Genomic DNA, 18574 nt, shown 5'->3' with positions numbered 1-18574 from the left:
TATGTTTAAAAAGATACAAATTTATAAACTCATTTTTTTTCGATTGCTATTGATTGTTGTCGGAATAGAATTGTCTATTTATTTCTTTAAAATCAATTTGTTTTTTACAGGAATATTTGGTTTCTGTATGGTTTTTTTGCTTGTAAGAGAAATGTATTTTTATGTTCAAAATATGGTTTTGCTTTACAATAAAACCATTTCTTCGATTTTACAGAATGATTTTACTTCAGATTTTTCTAAACATAAAATCGATAAAAATTATGGCGACTTATTTCAATTGTATGAAACAATGAAAAGTAAGCATAATGAGCAGATTTCTAGAGATATAATTTACCGTTCTATTTTAAATAATATCGAAACGGGAGTTATTATTCTCCAAAAACAAGAACATGATTGGAGTATTTTTTTAATGAATGATTATTTCTCAAGTCATTTTAATGTTCCGAAGGTTTCGAAATGGAAGTACCTTAAAAATCAGTTGTCCTCTTTGTGTGAAATTCTGGAAAAAGATGATTTCCATGAAATTAAAACTTCAATAGAAATTAGTATAAACGAACAAAGTAGACAGACTTTTGTTCTTCAAGCCTCTCGAACAGAGATATTTGAACAAGATTATTTTATCGTTTTGTTAGATTCAATTCAGAATGTAGTGGAGAAAAAGGAAAAAGATGCTTGGATAAATTTGATGAAAGTGATTTCGCATGAACTTTTAAATTCGATTACGCCAATACGTTCTATTTGCCAGAATTTGGAAGATTTAGTAGAGCAAGATTCGCTTTCTGCAGAAGATTTGGAAGATATAAAACATAGCGTGCAAACGATGCTGAGAAGAAGCGATCATTTACAGAAATTTGTTGAGGGTTATCGAAAATTGGCAATGTTGCCGTCTCCAAAAAAAGAATATATAACATTGCAGGATTTAATTGAGAATTGTGTTCAAACTATGAATCCGTTGTTTAAAAAAGAAAACGTAGAGGTTTTAAATGCAATTAAAGGAAAATATCAAATCTATGTAGACCAACAGCAAATCGAACAAGTATTAATTAATTTGATGACAAATTCGATTAATGCATTAGAAAGTATTAATAATAAAGAAATTGGAATTTCGGCAGAAGCCAAAGACAATCGAGTTTTTATAAAGATTTCGGATAACGGAAAAGGAATTGAAAAGGAAATTGAAGACAAAATATTTCTTCCCTTTTTTACCACAAGAAACGAAGGCGCGGGCATAGGTCTGACTTTATCTAAAAATATTATTGAAGCCCACGGCGGTTATATTTTGCATAATAATAAAGACGGAAAAACGACTTTTGAGATATGTTTAATTGACGAATAGTACAACAATTGTTAAAAATAAGATTTTAAATACTATTACTTTTTTTTGTTTAAATTTGTGAAAGAGCGGTTTTCAATAGACTCTCATAAATAAAGAAAAAATTCAAAAATGAGTACAAATCCAACTTCTACTATAGCTTCCAACTTTCTTAATGATTTAAAAACGCAAACATCTGATTATCATAAGAAATTAGAAGAACTTCCAGTTTCAATGTCTATCATGTCACCCAACATGAAGGTTGAAGATTATACTTATTATCTAAGTTTAATGCACGACGTTCATAATGATACGGAAGGATTTATTTTTCCTTTTTTCTCAAATTCGATTGATGATTTAGAACAAAGAAGAAAGAAACATCTGATAGAGAATGATCTTTTGTTTTTAAATTCAAATAAATCAAATACAGAAAAAGTATTCCAAACAGAAGGAATTTCAGAAGCTTTTGCATTAGGAATTCTTTATGTTGTAGAAGGTTCTACACTTGGCGGAAGATTTATTCTAAAAAACGTTTCGAAATTACCTAAACTTTCAGGAGAAAAAGGTGTATCTTACTTTAATGGTTACGGAGATAAAACAGGAAGTTTTTGGAAATCTTTTTTGAATTTTCTAGCTGAATACGAACAAGAACATAATAATGGAGAGGAAATTATAGAAGGAGCAATTTTTGCTTTTGATAGTATTTACAAGCATTTTGACCGAAAGTAGAAAATGAAGATTAGAGATATAGTCAATCGCGATATTGTAAATTTAAGCAATTGCGAGCATGAACCAATACATATTCCAGGTAAAATTCAGCCTCATGGTTTTTTACTTGGTATAACAATGCAATGGAAAATAGATTTCTGTACAGAAAATGTTGCCACGTATTTTGGTATTTCTCACACTCAGATGTTGGGCAAAGATTTTTCAGCAGTTTTTGGTTCTGAAGCTCAGGATGAAATTTTAGCTTATACAAATGGAGATGAATTTAGAGATGCTTTTCCTTTGGAGATAGAATTACTGGGTAGATTATTTCAAATCAATATTCATAAAAGTGACGGTATTTATGTTCTTGAAGCCGAATTATTATTTGTCGATAGAGAAAAATTAGCAGATGCTTACAAACAAACTATTCAGTTTGTAAGTCAGATGAATAAAACTACTTCGCTTAAAGATTTGTGCGCATTAGTGGCGCAAGGAACACGCGAAATTACAGGCTATGATCGTGTAATGATTTATCGTTTTGATGAACAATATAACGGAGAAGTTTTTGCCGAAGATTGCCGAGAAGATTTAGAACCATTTTTAGGATTACATTATCCGCATACTGATATTCCTGCACAGGCGAGAGAATTATATATTAAAAATCAGCTTCGATTAATTGTTGATATTAATTATGAGCCTGTTCCGATTTATACAGTTGATGATAAAGAAGGAAAAAATCTGGATTTAAGTCTTTCTATTTTAAGAAGCACTTCACCAATTCACGTAGAATATTTGCAAAATATGGGTGTTGGCGCTACTTTGACAATTTCATTAATTCACCACGATCGTTTGTGGGGATTAATTGCGTGTCATCATTATTCAGAAAAAAATCTTTCTCCAGAACTTAGATTAGCAGCCAAACTACAAGGGCAGTTTATAACTTCTCAAATTGATTTAAGACAATCTAATGATGAAAATATCAGCGCTCAAAAAACAACTTTAGCGTTAGAACAATTAACAAGTCTTGAACTTCCTATTTTGCAGGAATCTTTAGAGACAATTTTAAAAGCACCTCAATTACTAGAAATATGTAATGCTGCGGGAGTTTCTATTATTTCAAGAAATAAAATCTACAAAAGAGGCTTAACACCTTCTGATGAAGATATTACAGCTTTAATTGAAGAGATTATTGCTAAAGAAATTGGTGAAGTTTTTACAACAAACAAATTAATTGATCATTTTCCTGAAATAGCCCAAGATTCAAACTTTGCGGGAATAATGTATCATTCGCTTGGTAACAACGACCATATTATTTGGTTTAGACCTGAAACGGTAACTGAAATTAACTGGGGAGGAGATCCAGAAAAAAGTATTGTAAAAGACAGCAACGGACTTCATCCAAGAAATTCATTTAATATCTGGAAACAGATTGTTAAAAACCAAAGCAGTACTTGGAAACAGTACGAAATTAACGCTGCGGTTCAATACGCACATGCTTTACACAATCAGCTTATTTTGATTATGTTAAGCGAAGAGGAAGAGAAATATCGTAATCAAAGCGAAATTTTAAAAGAAACCAATTCGGAGCTTGAAAACATCAACTGGATTAGTACACATGATTTGCAGGAACCTTTGCGAAAAATCCAATTGATTACTTCAAAAATGTTGTCAGAAATAAATGTTATTTCGACAGAATCGATTTCAAATTCGTTAGAAAAAGTTTCTAAATCTGCTTACAGAATGAGCGGTTTATTAGAAGATATTCTAAAATACACGCGAATAAAAAATAACAGAGAAACTTTTCAAGAAGTAGATTTGAATGAAATTTTAGAAGCTACTCTCAAAGAAATGAGCGAAGTAATTCTAGAAAATAAAGCAATAATTGAATCTGAAAAACTTCCAGAAGTTCATGGAATAGGTTTTTTAATGAAACAGTTGTTTCTTAATATTATTCAGAATTCATTAAAATACGCTTCTCCAGACAGAACGCCAAAGATTACGATTACGGCTTCTCAAGAAGCTGTAATGATGCATCATTTATTTAAAGTGCATTGTCATTGGGTTCGTTTTTCGGATAATGGAATTGGTTTTGAATCAGAATATAACGAATCTATTTTTAAGATTTTTACAAGACTTCATACACAGGAACATTATACAGGATCAGGTATAGGACTTGCATTATGCAAAAAAATTATGCAGACAGTTGGAGGCGATATTTATGCAGAAGGAAAACCAGGTGAAGGAACCGATATTATACTTTATTTCCCTTGTGATCCAGCAGATACGCTTTTGCCGATATAAATAGAGAAATTTTTTATGTTTCACGCAGATTATGCAGATTCTACTAGATAAAAATCTGCATAATCTGCGTGAAACATAAAAAACAATCTTAAAGCAACTACTTTTTATTAGCTACAACTTTCAATTTAGGCTTTTTAAAATTAACTTCTGAAATAATTGTTGCCGAAAAGATCAAAGCCCCACCCAAAAGCAATCGCCACGATAGATTTTCCCCTAAAATAAAAAAAGCTCCGATTGCGCCAAAGACAGGTTCAAAAAGATAAATTACAGCAACACGTTCTGCCGATAAATAACGCTGTGAAATATTAGAAACGGTGTACATAAAAGCGGTAGAAAATAAGGCGCAATAAATAACACCTTGCCAGAATGTATCACTTTTTGGAAACCATTCTGCGTGCGGATCTGTAAATGCGAGACAAAATGTAAACAAAGCACAAAACGAGAACATCGGAACAATTGAGTACAAAAGATTTTTTGAAGCCGAATGTTTTTCTACAGCAATTAAATAAACGGCAAAAGCAAATGCGCCTGCAATGGTAAATAAATCACCTAAGTTTACAACGAATTTATCTTGCACAGCAATAATAAACAAGCCAGTTAAAGCAGTGAGAGCAGCAATCCAGATTTTTAAAGGCGTACTAGTTTTATAAACAGCTAATTTCATTAACGGAATAATAATCACGGTCAAACCAGCAATAAAAGAACATTGAGAAGCAGTTGTATATTTAAGCGCAACAGTCTGTAATTGAATACCCAAAAACATTGGGACAGCCAATATAAAACCAGTTTTAATAGCATCTAGATTCATATCTTTCACGTATTTCCAAAAAACGATACTCAGTACAATTACAGCTAAAAAGAAGCGATAAAATAGAAAAATGTTTGGCGAACTGTTTCCAATTGCCATTTTGGTAACCGAATAGGAAATTCCCCAGAAAGCGGTACCAATTATTAGTAAAAGCAATAAAAATTGTCTTTTTTTCATTTGTTGAAGTAGTTGTTACTTTTTAAAATTTTAAAAAATGGTAAACACATAGAAACATAGAATTTATATAAATGAAAAAGAAGATAAAAGAAACTAGTTTCTAACACATAGCCAACTATGTTTATTTAAACAAGTGAAATGCCTTGTCTGAGCTTTTAAATTCTATGTTTCTATGTGTTTAATAATTGTTTTTTTTATGAATTTATAAAACTTTTTTCATCAATAAATCGATTTGTTCTTCATCTCCAAATCTGAAGATGTGTGTATCAAATTTCACGAAACCATTTTTAGTATAAAAACTTACAGCTCTAAAATTCTTTTCCCAAACGCCAAGCCACATATAAGATGCTTTTATTTCTTTGGCCATTTGTTCTGCTTGAGCGTAAAGTGTTTGAGCCACTTTTTTGCCGTGAAATTCTTTTGAAACATAAATACGTTGAATCTCAAGAGCATCATCAGCTTGTTTTTCGGTTTGAGCATTTGCTGTATTTAGTTTCAAATAACCAATAACATTATTTTCTGAAACAGCTAAATAGAAATAGGAATTTGGATTATTCAATTCTGCTAATAATTTTTCATCAGCAAAACTTTCATTCAGATATTTATTTATATTTTCTTGGCTATTTTCATCTGCAAATGTTTCAAAAAACGTTTGTCTACCTATAGATTGCAGTTTTTTTACATCATCAATTGTTGCTTTATATATTTCTACTGTACTCATTTATGTTTTTTTAATGCGTTAAAATGTGTTTTTTGTTCTTAATAAATGCGTAAATTGCATCAATGGATTTACAACAAATTAAATATTTTTTAGCGTTATCTCGCGAACTTCATTTCTGGAATACAGCCGGAAAAATGAATATTACGCAATCAGCATTGAGTCGTCAGATTCAATCTTTAGAGAATCAGCTTGGTGTTCAGTTGTTTGAACGAAACAAACGTAATGTCAAACTTACAGCCGCTGGTCAATTTCTAAAAGAAAAATGGGAGGTCGAATTGAACAAACTAGAGTTTATTCATCAATCTGCCCGTCAGATTCAGTTAGGAGAGAGCGGAACTATAACCATTTCTCATCCAGATTCTATTTCAGCTTCAATTATGCCTGAGATTTTATCTCGTATTTCTGATGCTTTTCCAAAACTTAAAGTCAAATTGGTTCAAGTTATTTATGAAAATCAGCAAGATTTCCTTCGCAATTATAAAATCGATTTGGCTATTACAAGAGATATCAATACGGCAAAAGATATTGAATCTCAAAAAATCTATACAGATCATTTGGCAATTGTTGTTCCCGAAGATCATCCTTATCAAACTCCTGAGGATTTAACTAAAGAAACACTTGCTTCTCAGAAATTCATATTGCCGACAAACGATGAAGGCAGCAGCTACAGCGATTTGATTCAGCGTTTATTCAATTCTTTAGAAAATGCACCAGAAGTTTATCTTCATTCTGAATTTGGTTCGGCCATTATTGCTTTGGTTCGAAAAGGACTCGGAATTGCAATTTTACCCGATTCTTATCTTTTTCATGAAATTCCTGGAATCCGATTTATTAAGCTTCCTTTAGAAACCGATTTGTATATCAATTGGCGAACAGAAGATCATAATCCGGTTTTGGCTAATGTTTTAAAATTAATCGTTCCGTAACTTTTTATGCCCGTAACATTCCAATATGCGGAATTCCATCTTCATCATAAACTTCTCCTTGCTCAACAAATCCAAGTGATTGATAAAATTTTGATAAATGATATTGTGCACTGATTCTAATTGGAGCTTTTCCAAATTTTTCTTCGCAGCCTGCAATTGAAGCTTCCATTAGTTTTACTCCTAAACCCAATCCGCGATTTGTTCTTGCAATTACAACTCTTCCTATTGAGATTTCATTGTAAGACACTCCAGCAGGAAGTAAACGTGTTACACCAGCTAATTCGTTATCTACATAAAATGATAAATGAAAACCTTTTTGGTCTTTATTATCCAAATCTAAATACGGACAGTTTTGTTCAACTACAAAAACGTCACTTCTTAATTGAAGCAAGTTATATAATTCGTGATTGGTTAATTCTTCAAAAGATTTAATGGTATGGCTAAATGTCATTCTAATTTTAAGCTTTAATTTTTGACAAAGATAAAGCAGGGAATAATGATGTAAAATGCTATTTTTTTATCATGTGATGCTGAAAACGCATTAATCATTTTGGAGATTAACTTTGTCAAAGTTTTAAACTTTGACAAAGTTCACGTAGAGTTTGTCATTCCGAGGAACGAGGAATCACACTAGAAACTACGCATCGAATTTCGCCAATCTTTGTCGAATCCCGCGTGTGATTCCTCGTTCCTCGGAATGACAAGATTGGGGGTTATATATGGCTTTAAAACAAAAAAACTTTGTCAAAGTTTTGAACTTTGACAAAGTTGAATATAATCGTAAAATATATTTTTAGTGCGAAACCGCCTTTAAACCAACAATAGAACCGACCAAAGTAGCTAAGAAAAACAATCTCCAAAATGCTGCAGGTTCTTTAAAAACAAAGATTCCGACTAAAACTGTTCCAACAGCTCCAATTCCTGTCCAAACTGCATAAGCTGTTCCTAAAGGAAGTGTTTCTGTGGCTTTCATCAATAAAAGCATACTAACAGTTAAAGAAATAAAGAATCCAATATACCAATAATACATTTCAGTTCCAGTGGTTGCTTTTGCTTTTCCAAGACAAGAGGCAAAGGCTACTTCAAATAAGCCGGCAATGATTAAAATAATCCAGTTCATATAGTTAAAAATTTAAGGTGCAAAGTTCTTTTATCGAATTCGGAAAAAATTTAACAAATGATAAAAAATGAAATTATTTTAATTCTGCACGAATTCTGCTTAAACTAACTTGTGTGATTCCTAAATAAGAAGCAATATGGCCTAATTGTACTCTTTTAATAAGCTCGGGATGATCTTTCATTAATTCCAAATAACGTTCTGAAGCATTTTTGAATTGTTTAGAAATCAGTCGTTCTTCGGTTTTAATCAATTCTTTTTCGGCAAATTTTCTTCCCCAGTTTGCAATGTGAACATCTTCGCTGAAAAGCTTTCTAAGATTTTCGGTTTTGAGTTCGTACAATTCGCAATCTTCCAGAAGTTCGATGTTTTCATAACCAGGCTGATCTTCGACATAACTTTTCATAGAAATCACGGTTTCGCCTTCTTTTCCAAACCAAAATGTCACTTCATTATCTCTTTCGATAAAAGCTCTTACTAAACCTTTTTTTATAAAATAAATATTAGATTCTATTTTGTTGGCTTTTAATAAAATATGCCCTTTCGGGAAAGCAATTTCATTGACATTATTTTGAATCGTCAATTTTGACTGCTCCGGAATTTGGTATATGAGATCAAGAATTTTGGAAATATCCATCAATGGAATTTTAGTATTATAGAATAAAGGTAAAAAGTTAACGGTAAACGAGGATTATTTTTATAAAAAAATCCCATTTCAGAATAGAAATGGGATTTAAAATTACCTCTGCGATGAGCTATAAAACAGAGGCAATTTTTGACCAATATATAAAAACATTAATTAATTCCTCCGCCTAAAGCTTTGTACAGCAGTACTTGCGAGTTTGCATTTCGCAATTGAATGTCTACAAAATCAAGTTCTGCCTGTAGTTTGTTTTGTTGTGCGCTAATGATTTCCAAGTAATTGGCGTAACCGCTCAAATACAAATCATTAGAAACGTTTACGGCAATTTCAAGATGATCGATTTCGTTTAGTTTGTATTTCAAAACATCTTCATAGGCTTCATTTCTTCGCAATAATGCACTCAATTCGTTAAATGCCGTTGTTACGCTATTTTGATATTGAAGAAATGAGATTTCTTGTTTTCTGTTCGAAACATAAAATTCCTGTTTTATTTGCCCTTTATTGAAAACAGGAGCACTTAAACCTCCCAATATCTGCCATGCAAATGAGCCAGCATCAAAGAAAGTGTTGAAAGAGAACGAATTAAAACCTGCATAACCGCCTAAATTTAAAGTTGGAAAAAAGGCAGCACGAGCCGATTTTGCATCAGCATTACTTGCCAATAATTCGAAATAAGCTTCTGACACGTCAGGTCTTTTATGAATAATAGAATCGACACTTATTTTTTGATTTAAAACATCTAAGTGGCCCGCCAAGAAATCACTGCTTCTGTCGATTTTTCCGCCATATTCTCCCAAAAGAGTTAATAGTGCTTTCTCTGTCTGATCAATGCTTAATTTCAATTCTGAAGCTTCTGCATGAATGTTACTGTTTTGTGCATTAAACTGCTGTACAGCTAATTCTGTAGCTTTTCCAACAGATCTTTGTGCCGAAACAATATCAAGTGCTCTTTCTTGTGTTTTTAAGTTGTCATCGTAAATAGTAGCTTGTTTGTCTAAAGCAATCAGTTTAAAATACAAATCGGCAACATCGCCTAAAAGGCGCGTTTGCAATAAGCGCATTCCTTGTTGAGATGCAAAATATCTTTGTTGTGCAGCTTTTTTACGATTGCTTAGTTTGCCCCAAATATCAGCTTCCCACGAAACTTTTCCTCCTAAAAATAGATTAGGAGTTAAGTCTTCGTTGATTCTTTGTTTTTCGGTAATATTCTGAGAAAAATTAGTATCATAATTACCAACTCCATCCATTGTATATTTTCCGTAATGTGTTCCAGAAGCATCTGCAACTAAGTCTAATGAGGGAAGAAGTGCTAGTTTTGCGACCTTTAAATGCGAATTGGCAATTAAAATTCTTTCCTGCATTATTAGATAATCAGGATTTTTGGCAATTGCTTTTTTGAGTAACTCTTCTAATTTAGGATCTTTAAAAAATGTTTCTGTTTTTAATGGAATAAAAGCATCATTTGTAGCTTCTTTTCTTTGTGCATCAAAATTTTCAGGAAGTTTTGCTGCGTCTAATTTTGTACTGACTTTTGGTGCAGAACAAGCTGTTAAAAGTAAAATTCCGGTTATTAGAACGGCACTTTTAGTTGTCCTTATAACATCATTATTTTTATATTGATTTAATATCTCTTTCATTGTTTTATTTATTTGTTCAATCCTTTGTCTAAATTTTTATTTTAACACATAGAGACATAGATTTTTTCTTTTTTTTGGAAAAGGAAATAGAAAGAAACTAGTTTCTAACACATAGTCTTATGAACATAGCCTAAAGTTTCAACTTTAGGATTTGGTTATTACCATACAGCTATGTTTATTAAAGCTAAGTGAAACACCTTTCCACGCTTTCCAAATCCTATGATTCTATGTGTTTAAAAATTTACTTATTAAGATTTGCTCATTCGTTTTTCTAATTTCGCAAACAGTATGTAAAGTCCTGGAATGATTAAAAGACCAAACACAGTTCCGATTAACATTCCACCCGCAGCAGCTGTTCCGATAGAACGGTTACCAATTGCACCCGCACCAGAAGCAATACACAACGGAATTAATCCTGAAATAAAAGCAAAAGAAGTCATCAAAATAGGACGGAAACGAAGTCTTGCGCCTTCAATCGCCGCTTCGACGATATCACGTCCGAGTTTGTTTTGTGCCATCGCAAATTCTACAATTAGAATGGCATTTTTGGCGAGCAAACCAATCAGCATGACGAGTGCCACTTGAGCGTAAATATTATTGTCCAATCCAACCATTACAAGAGCAATGTAAGAACCAAAAACTCCAACAGGAAGACTTAATAATACTGGGAATGGAAGCAACAAACTTTCGTATTGTGCTGCTAATAATAAGTATACAAATAGTATACAAAGCGCAAAAATGTAGATTGTCTGATTTCCTGATAAAATTTCCTCACGAGTCATACCAGACCATTCTACTTCAAAACGGCTAGGCAATTTTTCGGCAGCGATTCTTTCTACAGCTGCAATCGCATCTCCAGAGCTATAACCTTCAGCAGGTTCACCGTTGATCATGGCCGACATATACATATTGTAACGCGTTAAAACTTCAGGACCATAAACTCTTTCTAATTTTACGAAAGTAGAAAACGGAACCATTTCGCCTTTGTCATTCTTCAAATACATATCCAAAATGCTTTCAGGATTTTGACGAAATTGTGGACTTGCTTGAACCATAACTTTATACATTTGAGAAAAACGAATAAAATTGGTTGCGTAAAAAGAACCCAACATCGTTTGTAAAGTCGACATGGCATTGTCTACAGAAATTCCTTTTTTTGCTGCCAAATCATAATCAATATGAACTAAATATTGAGGGAAAGTAGCATCAAAACTAGAAAAAGAGTTCTGGATTTCTGGCGAAGCATTTAATTCTTTAATAAATTCTTTGGTAACTTTATCGGTGTTTGCGATACTTCCTCCAGATTTATCTAGCAAACGAAGTTCAAAACCACTTGTATTACCAAAACCAGGAACAGTTGGGGGAGCAAAAATTTCAATTTGAGCATCGGTAATGTTTTTAGTTTTTTCGGTAAGTTCTGCCATAAATTCAGTTACCGAAACATCACGTTCGCTCCAATCTTTTAAGTTAATCATTCCCATTCCGTAAGATGCACCAGCAATTTCAGTAACAATACTATATCCTGCAAGAGTCGTAACGTTATCTACACCTTTTATACCTTGCGCAATTCTGGTTACTTCGTCCAAAGCTTTTTCAGTACGTTCTACAGTTGCTCCTTGTGGAGTAGTTACACTTACGTAAACCATTCCTTGATCTTCTGTCGGAATAAATCCAGATGCTAAAAAGCGAGTTGTTCCCCAAGTTAATACGCAGAAAAGCACTAATATTCCAACCGTAACGGTATTACGATCAGCAAATTTTACTAATACTTTAATGTATTTCGAAGTAATATTATCAAACCAATTATTGAATCTATGGAAGAAACGGTCTAAAAGCGATTTCTTTTCTTTATTCGGATCGTGAGCTTTCAGCATAATGGCACAAAGCGCAGGAGTAAGGGTAAGGGCATTAATACCAGAAATTACAATACTAATTGCCATAGTTAAAGAAAACTGTCTATAGAAAACTCCAACTGGGCCGCTCAAGAAAGCAACTGGAATAAATACGGCAGCCATTACAATCGTAATTGCAATAACGGCACCTGTAATTTCTTTCATGGCGCTGATTGTTGCCTCCATTGGTGACATATGCTCTTCGGAAATTTTTACGTGGACGGCTTCTACAACTACAATTGCGTTATCGACTACAATTCCGATCGAAAGGACTAAAGCGAAAAGCGTCAATAAGTTAATCGAGAATCCCATCATCGACATAAAAGTAAACGAACCAATAAGTGCGACAGGAACAGCTAATACGGGAATCAAAGTCGATCTCCAATCTTGAAGAAAAAGGAAAACTACAAACGCTACTAAAAGAAAGGCTTCAACCAAAGTTCTTAAAACCTCATGTATAGAAGCATCAAGAAAACGAGAAACGTCATACGCAATATTAAATTCCATTCCTGGAGGAAAAGAAGAACCTTTCAATTCTGCCATTTTTTCTTTTACGCTGGCAATTACTTCCGAAGCGTTAGAACCTGGACGCTGTTTTAGCATGATTGATGCAGAAGGTTTTCCGTCGGTTTTAGAAACCATTCCGTAACTCATTGCACCAAATTCGATTTTAGAAATGTCTTTTAATCTTAAAATTGTTCCGTCAGCATTGGCTCTTAAAGCAATTTCTTCATATTGTTTAGGTTCGAAGAATTTTCCGCCGTATTTAATTACATATTGCAGCTGATTGTTCATTTGTCCCGAACCTTCACCAACTTTACCTGGTGCTGCCGAAATGTTTTGTTTTTGAAGCGAATTAATCACTTCATTAGCCGAAATATTATACGAAAGCATTTTTTCTGGATCTAACCAGACACGCATCGAATATTCTTTTTGCCCCATGATTTCGGCACGTCCAACTCCGTCAATACGTTTTAATTCCTGAAGAATATTAATATCCGTAAAGTTGAAGATAAATTGCTCATCTTGAGTTTTGTCGGTACTTGTGATGTTCAAATACATCAACATACTATTTACCTCTTTTTCGGTTGTAACTCCAGCACGAATTACCTCTTCTGGAAGTTCGTCCAAAATTGTAGTAACCCTGTTCTGAACGTTTACTGCCGCCAAATCGGGATCGGTTCCTACTTCAAAGAAAACCTGAATTAAAGTCAAACCATCATTAGAAGTTACGGTAGACATATACGTCATTCCAGGAACTCCATTTATGGCTCTTTCGAGCGGAAGGGCAACGGCATTGGCTGAAACCTCTGCATTTGCTCCTGTATATTTTGCTGTAACGGTTACAGACGGTGGTACAATATCTGGGAATTGGGTAATGGGAAGCTGAAACAACGCCAGCAATCCCAAAAGGACAATCATTACCGAGATAATTAACGACAATATTTTCCTTCTGATAAATAACTCTATCATTTTATTTTTTTTAGATCAATAATTAAATAACTGTTTTACAAGTCGATAAACTACATTTGTTTGATGTTGATTTTATCGCCGTCTCTCAATGACTGTGTGCCTTCTTCTACAATTAGGTCGTCTCTTTTTAGACCTTCATTTAGAATATAAACATCATCAAGAGTGGTTTCAATTGTAACATTTGTCATTTTAACTACTCCATCTTTTTGTACCACAAATACATATTGTTTGTCCTGAATAGAAAAAACTGCTTTTTGCGGAATTAAAATCGCATTGGTTTTTGGTTCTGAAATAATTAATTTTCCAGAAGTTCCATGTTTGATAAAACCTTGCGGATTGTGAAATTTTGCTTTGTATTGAATAGAACCAGTTTCTCTGTCGATTTCTCCGTCGGCGGTTCTTAATTCGCCTTTTTGGTCATAAACTAGTCCGTTTGGTAATATTAATTTGATGTCGCCTTGTGTGTTTAAGGTCTTATCTTCCATCATTTGGAAATAAGTATTCTCTGGAATTGAGAAATATGCATAAACGTCATCTAATTGAGAAACAGTTGTTAATAATGAACCATTTTCTATTAAACTTCCTTCTTTAAACGGAATACGGTCAATTGTTCCATCAAATGGCGCACGGATTGTGGTAAAACTAATTTGCTGATCGATTGCTTTTTTCTCTGCAACAGCATGTGCAACTTTCGCGGAAGCGGCTTCGTATTTTGCTTTAGATAATTCTAATTCTTTGTCTGCAATTACTTTTTTATTAAAAAGAGTTTGTGCTTGTTCTAATTCTACAGTAGCAATTCTTAGATCGGCTTTAGCGCTTTTGTAAACAGCTTCAGCTTTCAATAATTGAATCTGAAGTTCTACGTCACTTATTTTAAAAAGGATTTGCCCTTTTTTTACTTTTTGTCCTTCACTTACGTATACTTTGTCTAATAAACCAGGAATACGAACGTGAATTTCTACATTGTTTTTAGCGTGTACATCGGCAACAAATTTGCTCGAAACTATGGTGTCTTTTAAGGTAACTTTATAAACAGGAACTGTTTTTATGTTGTCAGAATTCTTTTTAGATTTATCTCCGCACGAGACTAAAACAAATAAAGCCAAAGTGCATAAAAGGAATGGATTTTTATAAATGCTCATCATTAGGTTTTTAAATTTTTGAATAAATAGATTTTCTCCCTGATACAAAGTAAAAGGAAGTAAGAATTTGGATTTTAGAAATAAAAATGTGTTCGAATACTTCGCTTGAAGTACCGTTTTTGGGAATATTTTTATATAAATAATTTTCTCAAAATACTAGGTGAATGTATATGAGGAATTGTTCAGAAACTTCTGAATTACATAAAAACAACGAAAGTGTAAAGGCTAGAAAAGTTGGTACAAATGCAGATAAGTATGCCTTTGAACCTGGTATATTGAAGCTATACCATATATTAAGCTTTTTTTGTAAAGCTTGAAGTTTATTAAATTACTAAAATAGGGAGCTTTAATTGTACTTTGTTCCGAAGCAGTCGCTCTTCCTTTTATTTTCTTTTTTACAATACAATGAAGATCAATTGTTTTAGAGGTAGAAAAGTCTGAAGAAAAACTAAGTACATCGTCTGCTGTAACGCTGTCAAGAGTAATACAGCTAGTGGCACTATAAATCGGCTGATACGTCTCTGTCCCTCTAAAAAAAGAAAGCAGTGAAAGTAAAATAACATATATGAACTTTACAGGTTTCATTTACAGCTCAGCAGATTATATAATTTTATTCCTTAAAAAGAGGGCTTATAATTGTTTATAGTGCGCCAAATATAGTAATTTGAAAAGGAAGGTTTCTTAAAATTTTTCTAAAACCAATGAGATTTTAAGATTTATTAATAATCGAAGTTGATTTTTAAGGTTTTAATTTTTATTGGGATTTATATTAAAAAGTTACAATTTCTATCTTACTTTTATAAAACTAATTGAAAACAACACAATATGTCAGTAAAATTCGAACACGTAATAGAAAAAGCGTATAATGCTTTTAATGAAAGAAATATCGACAACTGTTTATCAACTATGCAAGAGGATGTACAATGGTCAAAAGCTTGGGAAGGTGGTTATATTATCGGCCACGACGAAATCAGAAGCTATTGGACAAGACAATGGAGCGAAATTAATCCGAAAGTAGAACCTGTTGGTTTTGATGAAAGGGAAAACGGAAGCTTGGAAGTAAAAGTGCACCAAAATGTGAAAGATCTTCAAGGAAATTTAATGTTTGACGGATTTGTAAAACACGTTTATACTTTTGAAAATGGTTTGATTAAAACGATGGATATTGAATTGGTGGAGAATTAGTGAGAAATAATAATTTTAATCTATTAAAATTAATATTCCGTAGGAATATCTGGTCGGTAGAAAAAAAAGGATTGTTTAGCATTTGTGTCCTGTAGGGACACCTGTTTTTTACGCAAATTATACATTAATCAAGCGTTTCGTAGGAACGCATTAATCGTAATTCTAACATATTTCTACCGACGAAACATTCCTACGGAATGAATTGTTGCTTATAAAATGCTAAACTAAAAAAGGTTTATACTTTTCAGCATAAACCTTTAATTTTATAATAAGAAAAACAATTTCTTAGTTTGTTCCTGCAGCTACTTTATCTACTAAAAACAATAATTCTCCAGAAACTGGCTTAATCAATTGCATCGGATATAAAGTCGGATTGTATTCTCCTGTTGTAACTTCTTTTAGAGCGTGTACTTTCTTTTCTCCAAAAGCTACAACTACAATTTTTTCTGCTTTGTTTATTAATGGCGCAGTAAGCGTGATACGATGCATTTTTTGTGGAGCTAAATAATAAGCGTCAACCCATTTCGTTTGTTCTTCTAAAACAGCTTCACCAGGAAAAAGAGAAGCCGTATGTCCGTCATCTCCCATACCTAATAGAATAAGGTCAAATTTACCTTCTTCTCCTAAAATATTCCTAATAGATTTTTCGTATTCAGCTGCATATTCTTCTGGTGTAACTCCATCTTTATACATTTCAAAAATGTTTTCTTGCGGAATAGGAACGTGGCTTAATAAAGTTGAATAAGACATTTTAGCATTACTCAATTCATCATTTAGCGGAACCCATCTTTCGTCACCCCAAAAAATATAAACTTTACTCCAGTCTATTTTGTTTTTGTAAGCATCAGACGCTAATAATTTATAGATTCCTGCCGGAGAAGAACCTCCTGTAAGAACAGCTGTAAATTTTCCTTTTGCAGCAATTGCTTTCTGAGCCGATTCTACGAATAAATCTGCTGCAACGGTATTAATTTCGTCTGTATTATTGTATATCTGTACCATTTGAAATTACTTCTTCTTGTTTAATGTTTTGTGTATTCGGAATCCATTTATGTCCTTGGCGTGCTAACAATTCGTCTGCTTCTTCTGGTCCCCAGCTTCCTGCTTTGTAATTTGGGAAATTCTTTGGAGCAGTTGTTTTCCAAACTTGCTGAATGGTATCAATTGCGTCCCAAGCTTCTTCTACCTGATCCCAACGCATAAATAGGGTAGGATCTCCTAACAAAGCATCGGCAATTAAGGTTTCATAAGCTTCTGGCGACATTGTTGAACAAGCAAAATAATCAAAAACCATTTCAGCAGGTCTTAAAGACATTGATAAACCTGGCTTTTTGGTCATAAATTGTAGTTTAATGTCCATTGAAGGCTGAATATTAATAATCAGACGGTTTGGAGTCATACCTTCTTTTCCATAAGAAAATGAAGAATGCGGAACTGGTTTAAACTGAATAATGATTGAAGATTGTTTTTCTTCCATTCTTTTACCAGAACGCAGATAGAACGGAATTCCCTGCCATCTCCAGTTGTCCAGATAAATCTTCATGGCAACGTAAGTTTCTGTATTCGAATCTGGTGCAATGCCTTTATCTTGACGATATCCCGGAACAGGAACACCTTTTATTTCTCCCGCATCATATTGACCGCGTACAATATAATGATCTACTTCGTCTGGTTTAATACGACGAATTGATTTTAAGACATCTGCTTTTCGGTTACGAATATCATCTGCGTTTAAAGATGCAGGTGCTTCCATAGCCGTCATACATAAAATTTGAAGCAAATGGTTCTGAATCATATCTTTTAATGCCCCAACACCTTCGTAGAATCCGCCTCGTTCTTCAACGCCAACTTCTTCTGCAACGGTAATTTGTACGAAATCAATAAAATTACGGCTCCACAAAGGTTCGAACATAGAGTTTCCAAAGCGGAAAGCCAAAATATTCTGTACCGTTTCTTTTCCTAAATAGTGATCAATTCTATAAATCTGCTCTTCTTTGAAAGTTTGCGAAAGCATTTCGTTCAATTCAATTGCAGAAGTTTTATCGTAACCAAAAGGTTTTTCAATAATAATACGATCTTGTTTTGGATTTGCTGCCAATCCGATTTTCTTGATATTGCTCGAAATTGTCGAAATGAAAGAAGGCGTAATCGAAAGATAGAAAAGACGATTAGCACGTTCTCCAAAGGCCAAATCAAAATTGTTGATTTTCTCATTCAATCCGATATAAGATTCTTCTTTGTCGATATCAAGACTATGATAGGTTATATGAGAAAGAAACTTTTCAGTTTCTGGATCATCAATTCCTTTTCTTCTTGAAAAAAGATTTAGGTTTTCTGCGACATAACTGCGAAAATCTTCATTGTTTTTTTCTGCTCTTCCAAGAGCGATAATCTGAAACTTTTCAGACATACGTCCGTCAAGGTACAGATTTTGAAATGCGGGAAAGAGTTTTCTCTTTGCCAAATCTCCGGTTCCTCCAAAAATAACAATGATTGTTGGATTCTTTAGTTTATTTTTAGTCATTGTGGTTG

At 33.2% G+C, this 18574-nt stretch carries 16 protein-coding genes; 5 read left to right on the top strand and 11 right to left on the bottom strand.

The features are described 5' to 3' along the window. The first annotated feature begins 1 nt into the window (after position 1). The 3 genes from HNP35_RS13785 (at position 2) to HNP35_RS13775 (ending at position 4321) form a co-directional block, all read left to right on the top strand. Positions 2-1336 carry a sensor histidine kinase gene (locus HNP35_RS13785; protein WP_184163004.1) on the top strand — a complete coding sequence of 445 codons (1335 nt, stop codon included), beginning with the start codon at positions 2-4 and terminating at the stop codon, positions 1334-1336. A 108-nt stretch (positions 1337-1444) separates the two neighbouring features. Next, a complete protein-coding gene (locus HNP35_RS13780) occupies positions 1445-2041 on the top strand; it encodes a biliverdin-producing heme oxygenase (RefSeq protein WP_184163001.1) in 597 nt (198 codons plus the stop codon). 3 nt (positions 2042-2044) lie between these two features. Next, the gene (locus tag HNP35_RS13775; protein ID WP_184162998.1) at positions 2045-4321 is read left to right on the top strand and encodes an ATP-binding protein; all 2277 of its coding nucleotides are present in this window, start codon (positions 2045-2047) and stop codon (positions 4319-4321) included. A 97-nt stretch (positions 4322-4418) separates the two neighbouring features. Here the strand turns inward: HNP35_RS13775 and HNP35_RS13770 are convergent, their stop codons facing one another. Together HNP35_RS13770 and HNP35_RS13765 are read right to left on the bottom strand one after the other, a co-directional pair. Continuing rightward, on the bottom strand, positions 4419-5306 hold the full coding sequence (locus HNP35_RS13770; RefSeq protein ID WP_184162995.1) for a DMT family transporter: 888 nt from the start codon (positions 5304-5306) through the stop codon (positions 4419-4421). 202 nt (positions 5307-5508) lie between these two features. Continuing rightward, complete coding sequence (locus HNP35_RS13765; protein ID WP_184162992.1) at positions 5509-6027, bottom strand: GNAT family N-acetyltransferase; 519 nt, start codon at positions 6025-6027, stop codon at positions 5509-5511. A gap of 62 nt (positions 6028-6089) precedes the next feature. Here HNP35_RS13765 and HNP35_RS13760 point away from each other — a divergent pair, with 62 nt between their 5' ends. Then, entirely contained in the window at positions 6090-6953 is an 864-nt protein-coding gene (locus HNP35_RS13760) for a LysR family transcriptional regulator (RefSeq protein ID WP_184162989.1), read from the top strand. Between the two features lie 4 nt (positions 6954-6957). Here HNP35_RS13760 and HNP35_RS13755 read toward each other — a convergent pair whose 3' ends face one another. The 7 genes from HNP35_RS13755 to HNP35_RS13725 all read right to left on the bottom strand — a co-directional run bounded on the left by HNP35_RS13755 (position 6958) and on the right by HNP35_RS13725 (position 15442). Beyond that, positions 6958-7404 carry a GNAT family N-acetyltransferase gene (locus tag HNP35_RS13755; RefSeq protein WP_184162985.1) on the bottom strand — a complete coding sequence of 149 codons (447 nt, stop codon included), beginning with the start codon at positions 7402-7404 and terminating at the stop codon, positions 6958-6960. A gap of 342 nt (positions 7405-7746) precedes the next feature. Then, positions 7747-8073: a DMT family transporter gene (locus HNP35_RS13750; RefSeq protein WP_026728926.1), complete on the bottom strand. Its 327-nt coding sequence runs from the start codon at positions 8071-8073 to the stop codon at positions 7747-7749. A gap of 73 nt (positions 8074-8146) precedes the next feature. Next, positions 8147-8707, bottom strand: coding sequence for a Crp/Fnr family transcriptional regulator (locus tag HNP35_RS13745; protein WP_184162982.1), 561 nt, complete (start codon positions 8705-8707; stop codon positions 8147-8149). A 158-nt stretch (positions 8708-8865) separates the two neighbouring features. Continuing rightward, entirely contained in the window at positions 8866-10350 is a 1485-nt protein-coding gene (locus HNP35_RS13740; RefSeq protein ID WP_184162979.1) for an efflux transporter outer membrane subunit, read from the bottom strand. A 248-nt stretch (positions 10351-10598) separates the two neighbouring features. Beyond that, a complete protein-coding gene (locus tag HNP35_RS13735; RefSeq protein ID WP_184162976.1) occupies positions 10599-13715 on the bottom strand; it encodes an efflux RND transporter permease subunit in 3117 nt (1038 codons plus the stop codon). Positions 13716-13765: 50 nt separating this feature from the next. Continuing rightward, complete coding sequence (locus HNP35_RS13730; RefSeq protein ID WP_184162973.1) at positions 13766-14857, bottom strand: efflux RND transporter periplasmic adaptor subunit; 1092 nt, start codon at positions 14855-14857, stop codon at positions 13766-13768. Between the two features lie 225 nt (positions 14858-15082). Next, positions 15083-15442, bottom strand: a complete 360-nt coding sequence (locus HNP35_RS13725; RefSeq protein WP_184162970.1) for a hypothetical protein — start codon at positions 15440-15442, stop codon at positions 15083-15085. Between the two features lie 240 nt (positions 15443-15682). Between HNP35_RS13725 and HNP35_RS13720 the strand changes: the two genes are divergently transcribed. Next, on the top strand, positions 15683-16042 hold the full coding sequence (locus HNP35_RS13720) for a nuclear transport factor 2 family protein (protein WP_184162967.1): 360 nt from the start codon (positions 15683-15685) through the stop codon (positions 16040-16042). A gap of 285 nt (positions 16043-16327) precedes the next feature. Here HNP35_RS13720 and pgl read toward each other — a convergent pair whose 3' ends face one another. Continuing rightward, positions 16328-17044 (bottom strand): 6-phosphogluconolactonase, encoded by a 717-nt coding sequence (gene pgl / locus HNP35_RS13715; protein ID WP_184162964.1) that lies wholly within the window; start codon positions 17042-17044, stop codon positions 16328-16330. Then, the gene (gene zwf, locus HNP35_RS13710; RefSeq protein WP_184162961.1) at positions 17025-18566 is read right to left on the bottom strand and encodes a glucose-6-phosphate dehydrogenase; all 1542 of its coding nucleotides are present in this window, start codon (positions 18564-18566) and stop codon (positions 17025-17027) included. Before zwf ends, pgl begins: the two co-directional genes overlap by 20 nt. Between the last annotated feature and the right edge of the window lie 8 nt (positions 18567-18574).

The sequence above is a fragment of the Flavobacterium notoginsengisoli genome, assembly GCF_014207905.1.
GTDB classification, from domain to species: Bacteria; Bacteroidota; Bacteroidia; order Flavobacteriales; family Flavobacteriaceae; genus Flavobacterium; species Flavobacterium notoginsengisoli_A.
The sequence above is the reverse complement of the archived record's forward strand: the minus strand, read 5'-3'. Positions and strand labels throughout refer to the sequence as shown.